The organism is Algiphilus aromaticivorans DG1253, from assembly GCF_000733765.1.
GTDB classification, from domain to species: Bacteria; Pseudomonadota; Gammaproteobacteria; order Nevskiales; family Nevskiaceae; genus Algiphilus; species Algiphilus aromaticivorans.
The window spans coordinates 788,808-804,762 of sequence record NZ_JPOG01000001.1 but is presented as its reverse complement, the minus strand read 5'-3'; the positions used below and the strand labels follow the sequence as shown (position 1 = coordinate 804,762).

Annotated in this window: 18 protein-coding genes; all 18 read right to left on the bottom strand. The window is 52.2% G+C overall.

Translation table 11 applies throughout. The features are described 5' to 3' along the window. Positions 1-90 precede the first annotated feature (90 nt). The 18 genes from U743_RS03685 to U743_RS18595 all read right to left on the bottom strand — a co-directional run bounded on the left by U743_RS03685 (position 91) and on the right by U743_RS18595 (position 15,950). On the bottom strand, positions 91-567 hold the full coding sequence (locus U743_RS03685; protein ID WP_043770978.1) for a hypothetical protein: 477 nt from the start codon (positions 565-567) through the stop codon (positions 91-93). Positions 568-575: 8 nt separating this feature from the next. Further along, the gene (locus U743_RS03680) at positions 576-875 is read right to left on the bottom strand and encodes a nucleotidyltransferase domain-containing protein (RefSeq protein WP_043765589.1); all 300 of its coding nucleotides are present in this window, start codon (positions 873-875) and stop codon (positions 576-578) included. Between the two features lie 68 nt (positions 876-943). Beyond that, positions 944-1,438 carry an NUDIX domain-containing protein gene (locus U743_RS03675; RefSeq protein WP_043765587.1) on the bottom strand — a complete coding sequence of 165 codons (495 nt, stop codon included), beginning with the start codon at positions 1,436-1,438 and terminating at the stop codon, positions 944-946. Between the two features lie 195 nt (positions 1,439-1,633). Continuing rightward, entirely contained in the window at positions 1,634-2,131 is a 498-nt protein-coding gene (locus U743_RS03670) for a type II toxin-antitoxin system HicB family antitoxin (RefSeq protein WP_198021916.1), read from the bottom strand. Then, positions 2,128-2,289 (bottom strand): type II toxin-antitoxin system HicA family toxin, encoded by a 162-nt coding sequence (locus tag U743_RS03665; protein WP_043765586.1) that lies wholly within the window; start codon positions 2,287-2,289, stop codon positions 2,128-2,130. Before U743_RS03665 ends, U743_RS03670 begins: the two co-directional genes overlap by 4 nt. A 301-nt stretch (positions 2,290-2,590) precedes the next feature. Continuing rightward, positions 2,591-3,532, bottom strand: coding sequence for a GDP-L-fucose synthase (fcl, locus tag U743_RS03660; protein ID WP_043770970.1), 942 nt, complete (start codon positions 3,530-3,532; stop codon positions 2,591-2,593). 2 nt (positions 3,533-3,534) lie between these two features. After that, on the bottom strand, positions 3,535-4,644 hold the full coding sequence (gene gmd, locus U743_RS03655) for a GDP-mannose 4,6-dehydratase (RefSeq protein WP_043765584.1): 1,110 nt from the start codon (positions 4,642-4,644) through the stop codon (positions 3,535-3,537). A gap of 162 nt (positions 4,645-4,806) precedes the next feature. Further along, entirely contained in the window at positions 4,807-6,063 is a 1,257-nt protein-coding gene (locus U743_RS19020) for a lipopolysaccharide biosynthesis protein (protein WP_156966320.1), read from the bottom strand. A gap of 24 nt (positions 6,064-6,087) precedes the next feature. Then, entirely contained in the window at positions 6,088-6,636 is a 549-nt protein-coding gene (locus U743_RS18630; RefSeq protein ID WP_198021915.1) for a sulfotransferase domain-containing protein, read from the bottom strand. A 604-nt stretch (positions 6,637-7,240) separates the two neighbouring features. After that, positions 7,241-7,909 (bottom strand): FkbM family methyltransferase, encoded by a 669-nt coding sequence (locus U743_RS18625; protein ID WP_198021914.1) that lies wholly within the window; start codon positions 7,907-7,909, stop codon positions 7,241-7,243. Positions 7,910-7,952: 43 nt separating this feature from the next. Further along, positions 7,953-9,461, bottom strand: coding sequence for a hypothetical protein (locus U743_RS03650; RefSeq protein WP_156966319.1), 1,509 nt, complete (start codon positions 9,459-9,461; stop codon positions 7,953-7,955). 16 nt (positions 9,462-9,477) lie between these two features. Then, positions 9,478-10,407, bottom strand: coding sequence for a sulfotransferase family protein (locus tag U743_RS18620; protein WP_084191335.1), 930 nt, complete (start codon positions 10,405-10,407; stop codon positions 9,478-9,480). 40 nt (positions 10,408-10,447) lie between these two features. Then, a complete protein-coding gene (locus tag U743_RS18615) occupies positions 10,448-11,302 on the bottom strand; it encodes a sulfotransferase family protein (protein ID WP_198021913.1) in 855 nt (284 codons plus the stop codon). 77 nt (positions 11,303-11,379) lie between these two features. Continuing rightward, positions 11,380-12,087, bottom strand: coding sequence for a glycosyltransferase (locus tag U743_RS19255; protein WP_198021912.1), 708 nt, complete (start codon positions 12,085-12,087; stop codon positions 11,380-11,382). Positions 12,088-12,565: 478 nt separating this feature from the next. Further along, the gene (locus tag U743_RS18605; RefSeq protein ID WP_084191332.1) at positions 12,566-13,207 is read right to left on the bottom strand and encodes a class I SAM-dependent methyltransferase; all 642 of its coding nucleotides are present in this window, start codon (positions 13,205-13,207) and stop codon (positions 12,566-12,568) included. Positions 13,208-13,234: 27 nt separating this feature from the next. Beyond that, positions 13,235-14,317, bottom strand: coding sequence for a glycosyltransferase family 4 protein (locus U743_RS18600; protein WP_084191331.1), 1,083 nt, complete (start codon positions 14,315-14,317; stop codon positions 13,235-13,237). Next, positions 14,314-15,096, bottom strand: a complete 783-nt coding sequence (locus U743_RS19015; RefSeq protein WP_269530717.1) for a sulfotransferase domain-containing protein — start codon at positions 15,094-15,096, stop codon at positions 14,314-14,316. Before U743_RS19015 ends, U743_RS18600 begins: the two co-directional genes overlap by 4 nt. Before the next feature lie 164 nt (positions 15,097-15,260). Continuing rightward, on the bottom strand, positions 15,261-15,950 hold the full coding sequence (locus U743_RS18595) for a sugar transferase (protein WP_084191330.1): 690 nt from the start codon (positions 15,948-15,950) through the stop codon (positions 15,261-15,263). Positions 15,951-15,955: the final 5 nt, after the last annotated feature.

The following is a 15,955-nucleotide window of genomic DNA, read 5'->3' as shown; positions in this document are numbered from 1 at the left end:
GGCCGAGTCACCAGCAGGCAACTCTCACGTTCGCAGACCTCTCACTAATCGCACCCAGCGTCACATGCATGGGGATCAAAGCCGACCTCCTCAATCGATGCGATTGAGGACATACTCCCGGACGCGTCCATAGTCCGCCTGCATCTGCTTACTGAAGTGACAAGCGCGCTCCAGTACCAACGCCAGATCGGCCGCGTCCTTGATGTATTCATGTACGAGGCGGTTCCGGATCCGCCGCATTGCAAGCCAATCATCAGCGACGCCGACAAGCCCGAGGCGCTCCAACCGATCGAGGTTATCGGCTGCCGCAGCCGGTAGCTCCCCCACGAGCCGAAGTACCGCCGGTGCGAGCTTGTCCATGACGGTGTCCTGCATACGGCTGAATTTCGCTCCGAAGGACTCCAACCGATCAATCCCCAGATCATCGGACAACAACGACTTGGCGCGCGCCTCATCAACCTCACAGTGGTCGCCCAGCAACCGACTCCGCACACCGGAGAGCTGTGTTGCTTCCCGATCCACGAGATCGATGAGATACCGTATCCGGCGGGACGGCTCTTCAACCAACCCCTCGCTCACAACACCACGCCCTGTTCGTGTGCTTGCTCATCGATCGAACGCGGGTTGGCGCCCTTACGGTGCACCACGACGTCAATCCGCCTGTCGCCCAATCGGCGCTGCAGCCGCGCGTTCAGCTCAAGCTCCTTGTCGAACACAACCTCGGGCGTCCCGAATGCCTCGATGTGCAAATCGATATCCCCGCCCCGCAGCGTGTCGTCAACCCGTGAACCGAACAGGCGCACGGTAGCCTCGGGGCCGAAGATGCTGCGGACCTCGTCGACAATAGCGCGGTGTTGTTCAGCGGTAAGGCGCATAACGTGATCGTACTACGACAACGCCCTGCCAATCTCCACTCGCCGTGCCTGCCGAGTGAGCCCGGAAATCAGGCCCGGTAGCCACCACGCAACGCGCTGAAATAGGCGCGTGCGTTCGGATGCACCGGACAACCCTCATGCTCCGCAGCTGGCCCGTCAATCGGCGCCCACCACGTCTCCACATGCGATCCCGGCTGCAGCTCGACCTTCTCCAATAGATCGAAACGGTACGCCAGCACCACATAATGGGTCGCGCTCTCCGACCCATCGAAGGCGCAATCGTAAAAGTGCTCGTAAGCGCCGACCAATTGCGGGCTAGCAGCCGGCATATCGCCGATGATCTCGGCCCACCAGACCCGCTGCAGCGCGTCGGCAATCGCCTCCCCGCGCCGAATGCGGCCACCCGGAACGAACCAGGTATCGCGCGCCGGCTCATCCCGCCGCCGTCCCAGTAACAGATGGCCATCGCGCACCACGAGCAGATCCACCGAAACCAGCGGCACCGACGCAACCGCGTGCCTGAAATCGTCTTCGCTGAGATACCCGCCAGCTCCTTCGCTCAAAACCTGACACCTCCGTGGCTTACAACATCAGCTGAAACCGATCGAGCCTCGCCTCGTACCGGTCCGGTGCAGAGCGCATTTAGCTTGCTTGGCTTGATCGCAGCCACACTACGACTACTTCGAACTTCCCAAAATAATGACAACTTGGGTAGCTCCATAAAATCGGAGTCTTGGGGCCCCGCCCCAAGGGATTACCTATACCGCTGCTTCGTCACGCTGCGTGCTCCGCGATCTCCGCTTCTGTCGAGTCACAGCCGTCGGAATCTTCACGACATCAACGTGAATGTCTCGCCCAAGCGCCGACAGCGCTGACTCCGCCGCCGCCAGCTTGCCCGCGTGCCGGAAATCCAGAAGCCGATCGACCTGCGGCATATGCCAGCCCAGGCGCCGCGCCAGCTCGGCTTTGCGTACCCCCTCTTCCTGCATAGCCTGATAGACGGCCAACTTGATGGCGACCTGCGTGGTCGGGTGAACCAGGCGCTGCCCACCATCCGCCTTGCTGGGCACCGGGAGTGCCTCACCGGCGCCCGCGTACATCTCAAGCGCGGTCTCAAGCGCATCGACCGCGCGCAGCAAGGCTTCATCTTCGTCCTCACCCTGCGTGATTGCTTCAGGGACGTCCGGGAAGGTCACTACGAAGCCGCCATCGTCTGCGGCCTCGAGCGCTACTGGGTAATTGAGGTTCATCGTCATTTCAGCCCTAACTGCTTCTTGATCGCCTGCTCGGTGCCCTTCTTCAGCTCAGCCGAGTGCATCGGGAGAATGGAACGCCGGCCGTTCAGGTAGACCTTCAGGTGGCCGCCCTTGCCCGGCTCGAAGGTCGCTCCCTGCTTCTCGAGCCACCGCTTCATCTCCCGGCTATTCACGAAGAGGAACTTAACACTTCTGTTGCGTTCAACACAACATTTCTGTTGCACTCAGCGAAGATGTCCACCCCGACCATTAAGGGCGCGCCCTGCGTCACAGGGATGGAGGGCGGCGGATCGGGAGGCCGGCTTTCGCCTCGCCTCGGAACGGCAATCCCATATTGGCAAGACCGGGCTGCTGTCCCTTCTCCCCGCGGGAGAAGGTGGCGCGGCAGCGCCGGATGAGGGGCGGACATCGCGACTTCTCCCCAATCGGACACGCCTGACTCACCCGCACGCTATCGAACTACGCCCGGATCGCCTCGCGATTCTCCAGAAACCACCGGTAGGTCTGCTCCAGACCTTCCCGCAAGCCGATGCTCGGCCGCCAGCCCAGCCCCGTCAGGCGACTGGTATCCATCAGCTTGCGCGGCGTGCCATCCGGCTTATCGCTGTCATAGACGATCTCGCCCTCAAAGCCGACGACTTCCTTCACCATCGCGGCCAACTCGGCGATGCTCAGATCCTCCCCCCAGCCGATATTGACGATGTCCTCGCCGTCGTAGTGCTGCATCAGGAACAAGCAGGCATCGGCCAGATCATCCACGTGCAGGAACTCGCGCCGCGGCATGCCGGAACCCCATACCGTCACGGTGGCTTCGCCGGCCTCCCGCGCCTCGTGGAATTTCCGGATCAACGCCGGCAGCACATGGGAATTCTGCAGGTCGAAGTTATCGCCCGGCCCATAGAGATTCGTGGGCATCAGGCTGATGGCATTGAAGCCGTACTGCCGACGGTAAGCTTGGCATTGCTTGATGCCGGCGATCTTGGCGATCGCGTACCACTCGTTGGTCGGCTCCAGCGGCCCCGTCAGCAAATGCTCTTCCTTCATCGGCTGCGGCGCGTGCTTCGGGTAGATGCAGGAGGAGCCCAGAAATACCAGCTTCTTCACCCCAGCCCGGTACGCGGCATCAATCACATTGAGCTGGATCTGCAGGTTGTCGCGCAAAAAATCCGCAGGCGCACTGTCGTTGGCGTGGATCCCACCGACCTTGGCCGCTGCGAGGAACACGTACTCCGGCTGCGACTCCGCGAAGAAGTGCCGAACCTCGCCCGGGTCGGTCAGGTCGGTCTCACTGCGCGACCGCGTCAGCACGCCCGAGTAGCCCTCCGCCTGCAGCTTGCGGCAGATCGCCGACCCCACCAAACCGCGGTGGCCGGCAACGAAAACTCTCGAATCCTGTTGCATCATCACTCGTGGTAGTCGAAGGACTTGTAACCGGCGTTGCGGACCAGATCATCCCTACGAGCACTGTTCAGGTCTTCACGCACCATTTCCGCGACAAGCTCTTCGAAGGTGATCTTCGGCGTCCAACCCAGCTTCTCGCGCGCCTTGGTCGCATCACCCAACAGCGTTTCCACTTCCGCCGGTCGGAAGTATCGCGAGTCAACCGCCACAATTCGTGCCCCAGGGGCGACCACACATCCCTCGCCCGCCGACTCCAGATACCCCACTTCGTCGACCCCGGTGCCTACCCAGCGAAGCTTCATGCCGAGTTCGCTCGCAGCCGCATTGACGAAATCCCGCACCGAATACTGGCGGCCGGTAGCGATAACGAAGTCCTCCGGCTCATCCTGCTGCAGCATCAGCCACTGCATCTCTACGTAATCGCGAGCGTGGCCCCAATCGCGCAGCGAATCCATGTTCCCGAGGTAGAGACATTCCTGCAGCCCGAGGAAGATCCGCGCCATCGCGCGCGTGATCTTGCGGGTAACGAAGGTCTCGCCCCGCAAGGGCGACTCGTGATTGAAGAGAATCCCGTTGCAGGCATACATGCCATAGGACTCGCGGTAGTTCACCGTGATCCAGTAGCCATACAGTTTGGCCACCGCATAGGGCGAGCGCGGATAGAAGGGCGTCGTCTCCTTCTGCGGTATTTCCTGGACCTTGCCGTAGAGTTCGGACGTCGAGGCCTGGTAGACCCGCGTCTTCTTCTCCAACCCGAGGATCCGCACCGCCTCCAGGATGCGCAGCGTCCCCAGCGCATCCGAGTTCGCCGTGTACTCCGGGCTCTCAAAGGACACTGCCACATGGCTCTGCGCCCCGAGGTTGTAGATCTCGTCCGGCTGCACGGTCTGGATGATGCGGATCAGATTCGTTGCATCGGTGAGATCGCCGTAATGCAAGATGAACCGACGCTTGTCCTCGTGTGGATCCTGATAAAGGTGATCAATCCGATCCGTATTGAACAGTGAGGCCCTGCGCTTAATCCCGTGGACCTCGTAGCCTTTGTGAAGGAGAAACTCGGCCAGGTAAGCGCCATCTTGCCCCGTAACACCAGTTATTAATGCCCGTTTCAATTACACCACCTCAAGATCCGACGAAATACGGAACGGCAACCGCGCCTGAACCCAATAAATCATAATCGCTCAATATACATTGAAAACCATAACTCTAGGAATCCAACCCAACGCCCCATCCGTATAGTTAGCAGCGCTCCCCTATAATGAAACAAGAAACACTCAATGATAAACCCGATGAACGGAAACTCCTGAAACAACCACACTCGATATCAAGAAAGCACAGTGTGCAGCTGCGATAGAATATATAGCTCCATATAAACCATAGTCAGGAATCCACAATAATGCCGTCAACAAGCCTACAGCAAACATAGCGACTTGCGCCCACAGTGCAGCACGAAAATACTCCAAGCCGATAGCAATGCACTTTATTGACGAACCAAGATACCTCGGCACCCACGCAATAGCCAGCAAAAAGAATGCGCCCTTATAACCTGAGTAATCTGGGCCATAGAATACATTTAAGGCCCACCCCCCAAGAAAATACACAAACACAACACCTAAAGCACAAAAAGTGGAGACGAACGCAATAAGGCGAATAAATATACTCATGGACTGGACCCAGTCCTTTTTCTGCAGACTCGCAGAAAGCGGTCCAAGAGTAGCTGACTCAACTGCAGAAAAGACCATATTACCTGCTTGCATCGGGTAAAATAATACAGTAAAGACCCCGATAACAGCCATTCCATGAGTCCCATCAAGCAAGATTCGAGGGACCACTCCGGTGGCATAAGCTGCAGCTCCAGCAACAGCTAACGGCAGCAACTTGATCGTTAAGACTATAGCTTTGTCAAAATATTCATCTCTTAACGCGACGCCCCGCGCGAAGGAAACAAGCACACGAAACCGACTGCCTGTAATATCGCTCTGATCACGGATTCGGTCGAAACAAACAGCAATCATCAACCATACTAACGCTAGAGCAAGCAGCGCCACGACCAAACTACGAGAGAAGTACAAAACACAAGCGAACGCTAAAACACCAGAAACACCTCGAAGAATAAGAGATTGCGCCATGTAGTGCGTTTTATTCGCACGACGCTGAAATGCATAAATAAGAACCGAGTAAGCCTCAATCCCCTTCGGAACCGCTAAAGACAAAATCAAAAGCCCAGAAAATGACCCTTGGTAATACAGCAGAGCAATGCCAACACATACAAGAAACCCCGTCGACGTAAAAAGAACGCGTAAAGAGTAATACTCTGAGTCCAAGGCGGCCCGATTGTGATCTACATTAGCAGCCTGCCCCATTCCAAATTCGAAGCAACGATATACAAGCGTGACGACCCCCAATGCCAAGCCATACGCACCGACTGTTTCCGGATCGGTGAACCAAGCAACCGAACTCAGCATTCCCCATTGCGAAGCGGTGTAAATCAGGCGCGCAGGAACCAGCCAGGTTACGGCTCCCGCTATCACTCTATTATCCGCATTCAAAGACGACTACTCATAGCCAAGCTTGCTAGGGAGATCCCCATAAAGCGAATAGAATGCATCTGATACCGCGGGTGTGAAATGCTCTCGCCACTCTCCCGACTCTCCGCTCCTATACTTAGCCGACTTTATAGACTTATTAGTTCCTGGCGGACGCATATTTTTCATGCTGTAAAATGAAAGAACCTTTTCTACAACATCAGGGCCCACAGTCATACCAAGGCGGTCTAGCAGTCCAGTCCAAACCGTCACTTGCTTTTCCCCAGTGAGAGCTTCGAAGCGCACGATTGGAACACCCTCTATTTCTCCAGCCTCATACCAGCTATTGATACGGACTGCAATGGGCTCAAACCGCTCTCGAATGGTATAAATTATACCGTCTTCCTCGCTCATCGATTCGAGCACTTTTCTTACCTCTAAAATACCTTTATTGTCCGGATGAGAATAACGAGCCGAATAATATCTTGAGATAACAAGATCGCGAGGATCCCTCACGACAAAAAATGGCCGCGTTCCCGGCGGCTTCAGGAAATCGCTATAGCTCTCATAGTCGATCATCGCACTGGTCACGATACTACGGGATGGAATACGGAACCTCTGCCCGCCTTTAGCCGACTCCAACATGCTAGGAAAAAAGTAGGGCGTAAGACCAGTATTCATGTAGATTCGCGGATCCGACAGGACAAGGCGAACCCATTGACTCCCAGTTTTCCAGGTGCACGCGTGTACAACAGCTGGAGTTAATGACTTTTTGGCTGGCAATACGGAATACCCCGCTCGACGGAGTATATACTCTTGCTTAACATTTATTATCGACCGAAACTTTCTTAGATGGTATAACATCAACTTAACCGTTCATCGCAACTAAAAAGGAACTGAACGCTCGTCTACGGGACTCATTAATCTCACATCCACCAAAATCACAAAATCTGAATTGTGAAGAAAGATAGGCACACCGAGACATATTAATCACAACCGTGGGCACTCGAAAAACATTCACGCATTGATACCGCAAACTATCCATTCGAGCTCATCAAAATAAAAGCAGCCGCCATGTAGACGGCTCTAAAAAAGCCCGAGGATGAGCAGCGAGCCCTCAATATGCTCTCTAATCAAGAGCCCCTCGCTCATTCCACCATGCCCCCACAGGGGCAACACTAGGTCAATCCTTTTTTCCGACGAGCAGATAATCGTGATGGGTGAGTTGCAAAGGCTTCTCAAACATGGACCATGGAATAGGCAAAGAACCAATATCACTAGTCTCTATAAGAATATTGTGGAACTTGCAGCTCTCGAAATCCACCCCAGAGAGAACTTCACATTCAAAGCCCTCAACATCGAGCGAGAAAAAATCGCATTCGAAAACTTTTTTTTCATTGAGGATTTCGGATAACGGCCGGACTGGCACTTCTAAACCGCCCGACTGCCCTTCAACAAACGCCTTACTCTTCAGATCATCTTCTGTAATGCGGATAGTTGACTCCGCCGTCCCCGCCCGTCCGAGTGCTACCCGCTCAACTGTAGCATTTCTGAATTTCTCTGCGAGATCCGCGAGCCACGGTACAGGCTCTATAAGGAGACCGTTCCAACCGTAATACTTCTCGAGGTGATAAGTATTAGACTGGCTAAAGCCATCGTTGCCACCAGCTTCTATAAAAAACCCTTTTCGATAAGCAGGCAGCAGGAATCCATCGAATTTCTCAGAAAGCCCTCGAAGAGAAGGTGACGGCCTGAACCCTGCCATATGAAGGGCGCGATACAACTCGAACTTTGCAATCTTTCTCGTTCGAACAGGAACGCCTCGCCGAAGGGGTGCAGTAAATTCGTACATTCTCCTCAAAACCTGGTTGCGAACTAACATTGATGGCCTTTTGTTAATTAACTGGACAGACTCGAGCCCGGCGCACAGCTATTTTTCTAATCAAGAAGTAGCTGATAGCTATAGAAACACTCCACTGGAACCCCATCCATACTTGCCCGCGTAACAACATGAAGAACGCGCCCGCCAGGAAAGGATATAGGGTTAATGAAGGGAGCGCGTGCTGTAATTGCTCGCGGCTCGTCTTATAGGATGCATGAACACCTGAAAATCTACCATCCATAAAGCCCGCATAAACACCCATAATTAGACCAAAAATCAGCCCCCCGATGATACCGAAAGAGTTATAAAAAGTACCGAGAGTCGAAAGCCCGACATTATGGATTTCAAACCCATATTGCGGATACAAGTATCCAGACGAGAACTCCACGCTCGGCGTCTGCGGTTTACCATGCCAAAGAGACCTTGGAACCCAAAACAATACAACACCAAGAAGTTCCGCGCCGAACGATACCCCTTTCTCCTTCACCCAGAGCACGCAATGCGCGACAGTTTCAAAGCTATTAAAATGCCCAACAAAAAAGTAATCTGTATTGAACTGAAACAAGCCCATCAAGTCCCAGCCAGTATACCGCAAGCGGTCTAAAATACTCGATATGTAAATACCGAGCGTCAAGAACATGAGCATTACGCCAGCTCTCACAGACTGAGATCTAAAGACAAAAGCCAAAATAAGCATAGCCAAAGATAATACGTAGTAGCGCGCCGGTCCTGTCGGTAGGTTTGCTAAAATAGCGAAAACAAAAAAGACAAAAGAAAATGGACCCAAAGTAGCCCACCCCCCAAAACGCCTGTCTCTAGCAATAGACGGAAGAAACAATGTTATCAGCGCAAAGAAAAGCAGACCCGGGCGAGCGATATTATTCCCTATAACAAGGATAGCTCTTTGGTCTGACTGCTCTCCTACCGTCATATCAACCGACTCGCCTCTGGCCGACCTCGAGATCAAGGACTCTATACCACCAAAATCTGCCGCATATAAAAGGAGCAGGCACAGGAAACCACTGCCAACTATGAACGTTCTCCATGGCACCCAATAGTAAAAATGCTTATGCGGATCAAAATACCGACGCTGGAACCTCCTCTTCGCGACGTTGTAAGCGAAGAAGAAAACAGTGAAAGCCGAAAGGATGTAGAGGTTGACATAGCTCAGTAAGATACCATCGGACAGGTTGCTGGCTTCAAACCATTTCCAGTTACCACTAATCGCTTGGGCAAGCGGAACAAGAAAGAAAAAGACAAAAGCAAAGTACCAGGCCATGGTTTCGAACGAGATTGGCTGCCGGGAAAGGCTCCGGCTCAGCATCAGGCCAAAAAACGATCCGTTCAAGGTGAAAAATATCAGTGCTAAGGGGCTATTTGATTCGCTTGACGTGAAATTCAGCGTAAAGCCCAGGCCGATCAATAAAACAACACAAGCCAACAAGGGCACCCGGTAAGACGGCGCCGCGCTGCCATGACCGTGCTTTGTTACGTCCTGCATCTGATCGCCGTTAGCACTCATGATTAATAAATAATGTTCAATGCGTCGGACGCGCAGTTAGCACTGGGCTAATAGATTTTACCCCGCTGTCGATAGCGCCCCCACCCCTCCACTGCTCCCATAACCCGTCGGAATCGATACCTAAGAGGTCTATAAAACTATATTGATCCGCCAATATTTCTTGCGTCACCAGAGAACGCGTAGCCAGCGAGAGATTGACGTCGCTCGGAATTCGCCTTCTTCCAACAGCTCGTTGGACTCTCTTTCTTATATTCTCCGGGACATATCGCCTCACGGCGCGGTAAGATCGCGTTGTAATGAGCTTCGCAAACGCACCCTCGACCCTGTACTGCGCTGATCCATGATTTAAGTGACTTTTCAACTCTTCGGCGCCGCGGTTTTCAAGCACGGAAGAATCAATCCCCAAGAAATCACACAGCTGGCGAAGGCCGCGCCCCCTGTTCCGCATGTACTCTTCAAAAACGACAATAGCTACATTGCCTCTTCCAAACGCTCCAACCCAGGGTTTTATCTGCTGGTAGTAAGAGCTAAAAGCTATATACCGCTTGTCCGAACGCACCGCATCGTCGATCGATAAATCTGTCGCGCCACGCGAAAATTCATGAACATAATGACTTACTATTCTGTCTAGAGGCTCCCTCACCGCGTATATAATTTTTAGGTCGGGACCAACGATCGATGCCGCACGCTCAGCCGAACCGGTGAACTGCGGAATCTTCGTGTATTGAGTTGATGCTTCTCCGCATATTTGATCCGAAGCTGCCTTTTCAAAGTGTCGCTTGTATAATCTCTGATTCCCACTCTCAAGACATGCTTCGCTTGAAAAGAATGCGAGCTCTTTAAGGTCACTCGTATACACAGAGGGGTGAAGCCCGAGATCAGCGTGAAGCGTCGTTGTGCCAGCCTTCATGGCACCTACAATCAGAAAGTCTGGATAACGCAGCATTAATTAATCTCTTTTGAAGGCATCGAACAATAGGTCGCTATTAGTAACCCAGCTCTGAAACAATATCCGACAAATGTTCCTTTAGAACTCTCATCTTATCGAACGACAGATCACCCCAATTGTTTGAGCTCAACTGGAATTTCGATGTGCCACGAACTTGCGAATCCTCTGTTCCTACATTGTGATTGCCGCTATTAAAATCAAGCATGGAATCGCAATATTCTTCACCCAAAAAGTCGCAAGTCGCCTTCAGCTCAGCCTCAGGGTTCGCAACCAACTCTTCATACTTTATCCGGTGGACCCCTTGCGTGCTTGTCCGTTCAAAATCAAGCATCATCGACAGCCGCTCACGAACATAAAGCACATTATTTTCGAATCTATCTCTTCCGCCCTCACCCATTTCCCATCCAAGCGAATAAATGGAATGAACAATGTCGTAAGGATGTCGATACAACAATACAAACTGCGCGCGAGAGCCGAACAATCTGCCAAGTTGGGGAATAATAGCCGTGTACTGTGGTGTCTTGTCCGCCCAACGGGCCTTCCCGCAAGCAATACGGTATTGCTCATGGTGAACTGAGGCCAGCTTTGCAAGACACTTGTCAACTTCTGCCTGGTCTTCATAACCCAAGCCACGAAAGCCGGCGTAAGTTAACGGGTCCGCCATCATTTCAACAAAATGCGAGAAAAAGAAACTTTCCGGCGGGCAAGCAATGGATGGATGGCTGTTCAGTATCCTACGGGTCAAGCTTGTACCGGAACGATGAACTCCAATAAGAAATATCGGATTCTTGCATCGATCCCCATCATCTAGCGAAACTGCTTTTATCTGGATTTCGGTTCGCGGCCTACCGATATAAGCCCGCAACCGTCGTAACGTCCAGCGTAGATTCATGTACGCACCCATCTCTTTATCATTGAAGCAAACTCCTAGTCGACTGATTGAGCCGACTCCCCAGTAGAATTGGGCTTTTAATCGCGATTTCCTGCGACTAAATTCAAAACCGCGCGCCGGAACTCTACCACATCCGCCTTCTGTGCCGACTCGCTCACCCCGGAGACCAGCTTTTTGTAAAGGGCCTCATCTTCGTCGACCGAAAGCAATGCCGCAATCCATTCATTCGCATCATTAGGTGAAGCGATAATCCCATTAACCAGATTTCTTACGAGTTCTTTACTAGCTCCAACTGTCGACGAAACGATAATCGGGAGAGAGAATGCCAGGGCCTCATTGACAATTAGGCCCCATTCCTCATATTTACTCGGTACAAGTAAAGCGTGAGCTGTAGCCATCTCGGCAGCAACATCGCTTTGCCCACCCGCTCCCAAGAAATGGACCTCATTTATTGCGTAAAATGATACGAGTTCTTCGCACTTATCACGTTCAGGGCCATCACCCAGCACGCGCAAATCTCTTGGGCTTTTCGCGACGCGTCGGTACTCTGCGTAAACTTGGAGTAAAAAATCTAAACCCTTTTTTTCAATCAACCTTCCAACAAAAAGAAACGGCGCTCTATTCTGGGGCATCGAAGCAGAAGCCCCTCCCCTGATCCGATCCAAAGAAATTGTATCGTAACCAAACTCTGCAATCGGCCGGCGCCTGAACCCAAGAAAACGGAGATAATCCGACGCCTCTTTACCTGACACAAGCGCCCCACTATAAGGGAGGTAGAGGATCATTTTCCCTAGCTCCCGGACTAACGACCGCGGCCTATCGGAGTATCTCGAATCCTGCATTACGAAAACAGGACGGCCAAAAATCCTGAAGATAATAGACGACACCATCACTTCCGGTCTGTTGTAGCCCGATACAAATATACAGCTACCCGGATGTCTATATAATTCTACAACGAGCTTGAGCGAACGTTCTATCGCGCCAATATCTTCATATTTCCTGGGAAACAAATATACGCAGTTCGCGGGCAATTGCGTAGAACCTTGTATACCTCCATACGTTTCCGATCTCTCAGCGACAAAGATGCCGTGTGCCTCAGGGCCTAACGAGAGAACCCTGTCGATATGATATGGGAGACTGGTGACCCAAACAAAGACAATACCGCGACGTTCCGCTCGACTATCGCGCGCGCTAGCGTTTGCCGTGACAGTCTCTTCCAGTCTTTTTTTAAGCCGCTGGATTTTACGAGAAAGACTCATTCCTTTAGTCTGCTCGAGTCGCGGTCACGCAGATACCGTCGGCCCATGGCCGAAATAGCGGAAACACATTCAAGAGCCAGTTCGCGACCCTTGAAGCTTTTCTCGGCGCGACCCAATAATATTGAACATCTTCAATGTTCAACCCTACACTCTCTAGCAATACTGCAAGGGTGTTTGGGGAGAAATAGCAAACATGCTCGGGGTGGACGATTTCTCGTAGAGGAGCCCTGGCGACCTTCTTAATAGCCGCGTAATTCGGCGTCGTTATAACCAATCGAGAGTCATCGCCCATCACCGATTTTATAGATTCAAGAAACAAACCCGGATTAAGGACGTGCTCTATTATTTCTCCGGCGAGCACAACGTCGAAAGTCTTGCCTAGCTGCGCATAAAGGCTCTCCTCAGCGTTACCTAACACGATATCGCTGTATCCCGCCTCCAGCATAGCGTTCACGCCCGGAGTCGATATGTCGAACCCTGTGACATTGGCTGCATGGAGATTTATGACATCGTGCAGTAACGCGCCATCTTCTATTTTCTTCAACGTGTAAGGCCAATCAGCGCACCCCAAATGCAGCACTGAACGACCAGTCACAGAATCAATAATGAATTTAACGCGATCAACCGATCTTCTTTTTGCGTTCATGTTTTCCTTGCGGGGAATAAAAATCAGCTATGCCAAATGCGCATCAACCAATTCTACGAAATCGTTATACTGCAATACCGCCTCTGACTGCTCTGATCGCCATCGGCTGGAAGCTTCCTGGGTGGCAGCAAAAAACTTCGCAGGCATTCGGCACCATTCTTCAAGCAAATGAGCCGCTTTTTCGACGAAATCTGCTCGAGAAAAAACCCAATCCTTTGGCAATTGTTCTGGTATGCAACCTATATTTGTCGCGAGAACCGGCATACCAGAAGCAATACCTTCAAATATCGTTACAGGCTGTGCTTCGTTTGAATACTCTGAGGGAAACAAAAGCACGTCGACTCCCGCAAGGAACCGATCTTTATCGCCCCCGTATACAGGGCCAATGTAAGATCGAGAATCCGGAGCTTCGTTCACGAACGCTTCAATGTCATTCCAAACGCTTTTGTCGGCAATCGGGCCAGCTATCTCTGCCTCCAACGTTACCCCCAGAACCGAAAGGCGCCTGACAGTATCCATGAAGACGTGAACGCCCTTCTCGCGGGAAATGTTGCCGAGAAATCCCAACTTGTTCAATGCCGCAGATTCGCGGTGTGTTGTTTCTATGTTAAGGAACCGGGCATTGCCTATAGCAATCGCATTTCTTGCACCTGGGTACAGGGTCTGCAGTTTTTCCTGCATGCAAGTGCACAAGACAACATGCATCGCTCGCTCACCGAGGAGATGAGATATCCATCCAACTCTCGCATCACGGCTATTCAAATAGCTGAAAACATGATGATGCAAGATCAATGGTCTTTTACTGAACATGAACAACGGCAAGTGAAGCAACAGATTGGCCCAAATGCCCTTGTTAGAGTCCAGAACGAAATATATCGGGCCCTTCGTCTTGCACAGAGCCTCGATCAACTTCGAAAATATAGCCAGCTGGCGGTAGATTGGCCAGAGTTCTCTTCTGACAAATCCGGGTTTGCTCACCAGAAACTCGTTGGTAGAAAATTGCGACGATAGCTCTGTCACGAACTTTCTAGATACCGCAGTCATACCATTGTGCGGTGGGGGTACAATGGCGACCACATTGATATACTTCTGATGGACGCTGCCGTTCATCGATAGCCGAGACTGTCACGAAGATCCGCAACGAGTTCGTGAGACTTCAATTTTTCCCGGCTACTCGATGAACGGCGGCGGCTAGCTGTATGCGATTTCTCAGGGTTAATAGCGTTAACACATGACGCAACCAGACTCTGCAGCTTCTCGCCATCAAGATCATCGCCTGAATACCATCTCTTGACGATTGCTTCTACAATTTTGTGTCTGCGTTCCAAGTCATTTATATCTTCATAGCGCACGACCATCACGGATGGATCTCGCAACCAACCTAGATACGGATTAATGCGATTGGGGAATTCCGGAAATAACGATGGAACTTGCTTCGATCCATGCAGCGCCATTTGAATCCGCTGTTCTTCGCCCAGGCCTTTGAACTCTCTAGCCATCCGATGAAAGCGGTTCATGCTACCGAGATAGTGGGCCTCGGACAATAGAATATCGACGGGGTCGCGCACGATCATCAGATGAACAGCATTTAGTGCGGTTAACGTTTCTCGGACAGGTTCTGAATGATGAAGATGGGCGCCAACCACCTCTCCAGGAACTACGCTACTTAATTTCCTACATATTTCCTTGTCCGTGCGCATCCGCAAGGAAATTGATGGCGTCTGGGCGATGAACGCACCATAATATGGTGTGTTGGGAAGCGCTCTAGCAACCTGCATCAAGAGGTGCGTGCCGCTTTTAGGTATGGAATTGACTATTATCGGCCGATTCGTAGTACTGCCCGCCCGGGTCTTCCCTATCAACCTTCGGCCGGCCCTCGGCACCTGCATTCCGTAGGCTGCGCTTTTTCTGAACAGATTCGAACGGCGCGCTAAGCCCGTGTCTAAGATATGCATTAGGAGATGTCTTGAGAGTTTTTAAAACGCCTTGTGGCGTCAGGGCAGTGAGATAACGCCATACAACCGCGCACGATCCGGTGTGCGCTCGCTTATTTTTAATACGCCCCTTTTACTTTGAGCACAACCAGAACGGTACGGGCGATGATGTTCACATCCATCTGGAATCCTGCACGTTCTGAGTAGGTTCGATCCATCGCAACCCGTCGACCGTAATCGATGTCACTGCGGCCAGAAACCTGCCACAACCCCGTAAGTCCCGGTCGAGCGTTCAGATAGAATCGCGCCCCCCTGCCGTAACGAGCGAGCTCTTCCCGCACGATAGGCCGCGGGCCCACCAAGCTCATCTCACCCTTCAGCACATTCCAAAGCTGTGGAAGCTCGTCGAGACTTGTCTTTCGTAAGAAATTACCTATTCTGGTTACGCGAGGGTCCCGTTTCAGCTTGAAATCCCTTTCCCATTCGGCACGCGCTTCCGAGTCATTCTCTAGCAAATCGCTAAGAACCTGATCTGCATCAGGGACCATACTCCTAAACTTGTAACACCTGAACTTCTTTCCGCGATGCCCCACACGTTCATGACCGAATATGATCGGACCATTTTGAAAGGCCATGATCGAGACAAGGGCAACGATGACTGGGGAAAAAACCACACCAATACCTAGGGCACCAGCTATGTCGACGAGTCTCTTTCTACGGCTTTGCAGATAGGGGTTTCTTACGATCCCCCGCCCTGCCGGACGATCCAAGGAGATGCCATCCACGCTACGAGTGATGCTTCCCTCCATTGAGG

Bases quoted from the DNA above. Each gene is read 5' to 3' on its own strand.
- U743_RS03680 (WP_043765589.1), bottom strand. From the start codon at position 875: ATGCGCCTTACCGCTGAACAACACCGCGCTATTGTCGACGAGGTCCGC.
- U743_RS18615 (WP_198021913.1), bottom strand. From the start codon at position 11,302: ATGAATCTACGCTGGACGTTACGACGGTTGCGGGCTTATATCGGTAGG.
- U743_RS18595 (WP_084191330.1), bottom strand. From the start codon at position 15,950: ATGGAGGGAAGCATCACTCGTAGCGTGGATGGCATCTCCTTGGATCGT.
- U743_RS18630 (WP_198021915.1), bottom strand. From the start codon at position 6,636: ATGATCGACTATGAGAGCTATAGCGATTTCCTGAAGCCGCCGGGAACG.
- fcl (WP_043770970.1), bottom strand. From the start codon at position 3,532: ATGCAACAGGATTCGAGAGTTTTCGTTGCCGGCCACCGCGGTTTGGTG.
- U743_RS19015 (WP_269530717.1), bottom strand. From the start codon at position 15,096: ATGCAGGTGCCGAGGGCCGGCCGAAGGTTGATAGGGAAGACCCGGGCG.
- U743_RS18605 (WP_084191332.1), bottom strand. From the start codon at position 13,207: ATGAACGCAAAAAGAAGATCGGTTGATCGCGTTAAATTCATTATTGAT.
- U743_RS03650 (WP_156966319.1), bottom strand. From the start codon at position 9,461: ATGAGTGCTAACGGCGATCAGATGCAGGACGTAACAAAGCACGGTCAT.
- U743_RS18625 (WP_198021914.1), bottom strand. From the start codon at position 7,909: ATGTACGAATTTACTGCACCCCTTCGGCGAGGCGTTCCTGTTCGAACG.
- U743_RS18600 (WP_084191331.1), bottom strand. From the start codon at position 14,317: ATGAACGGCAGCGTCCATCAGAAGTATATCAATGTGGTCGCCATTGTA.
- U743_RS03670 (WP_198021916.1), bottom strand. From the start codon at position 2,131: ATGACGATGAACCTCAATTACCCAGTAGCGCTCGAGGCCGCAGACGAT.
- U743_RS19255 (WP_198021912.1), bottom strand. From the start codon at position 12,087: ATGATCCTCTACCTCCCTTATAGTGGGGCGCTTGTGTCAGGTAAAGAG.
- U743_RS18620 (WP_084191335.1), bottom strand. From the start codon at position 10,407: ATGCTGCGTTATCCAGACTTTCTGATTGTAGGTGCCATGAAGGCTGGC.
- U743_RS03665 (WP_043765586.1), bottom strand. From the start codon at position 2,289: ATGAAGCGGTGGCTCGAGAAGCAGGGAGCGACCTTCGAGCCGGGCAAG.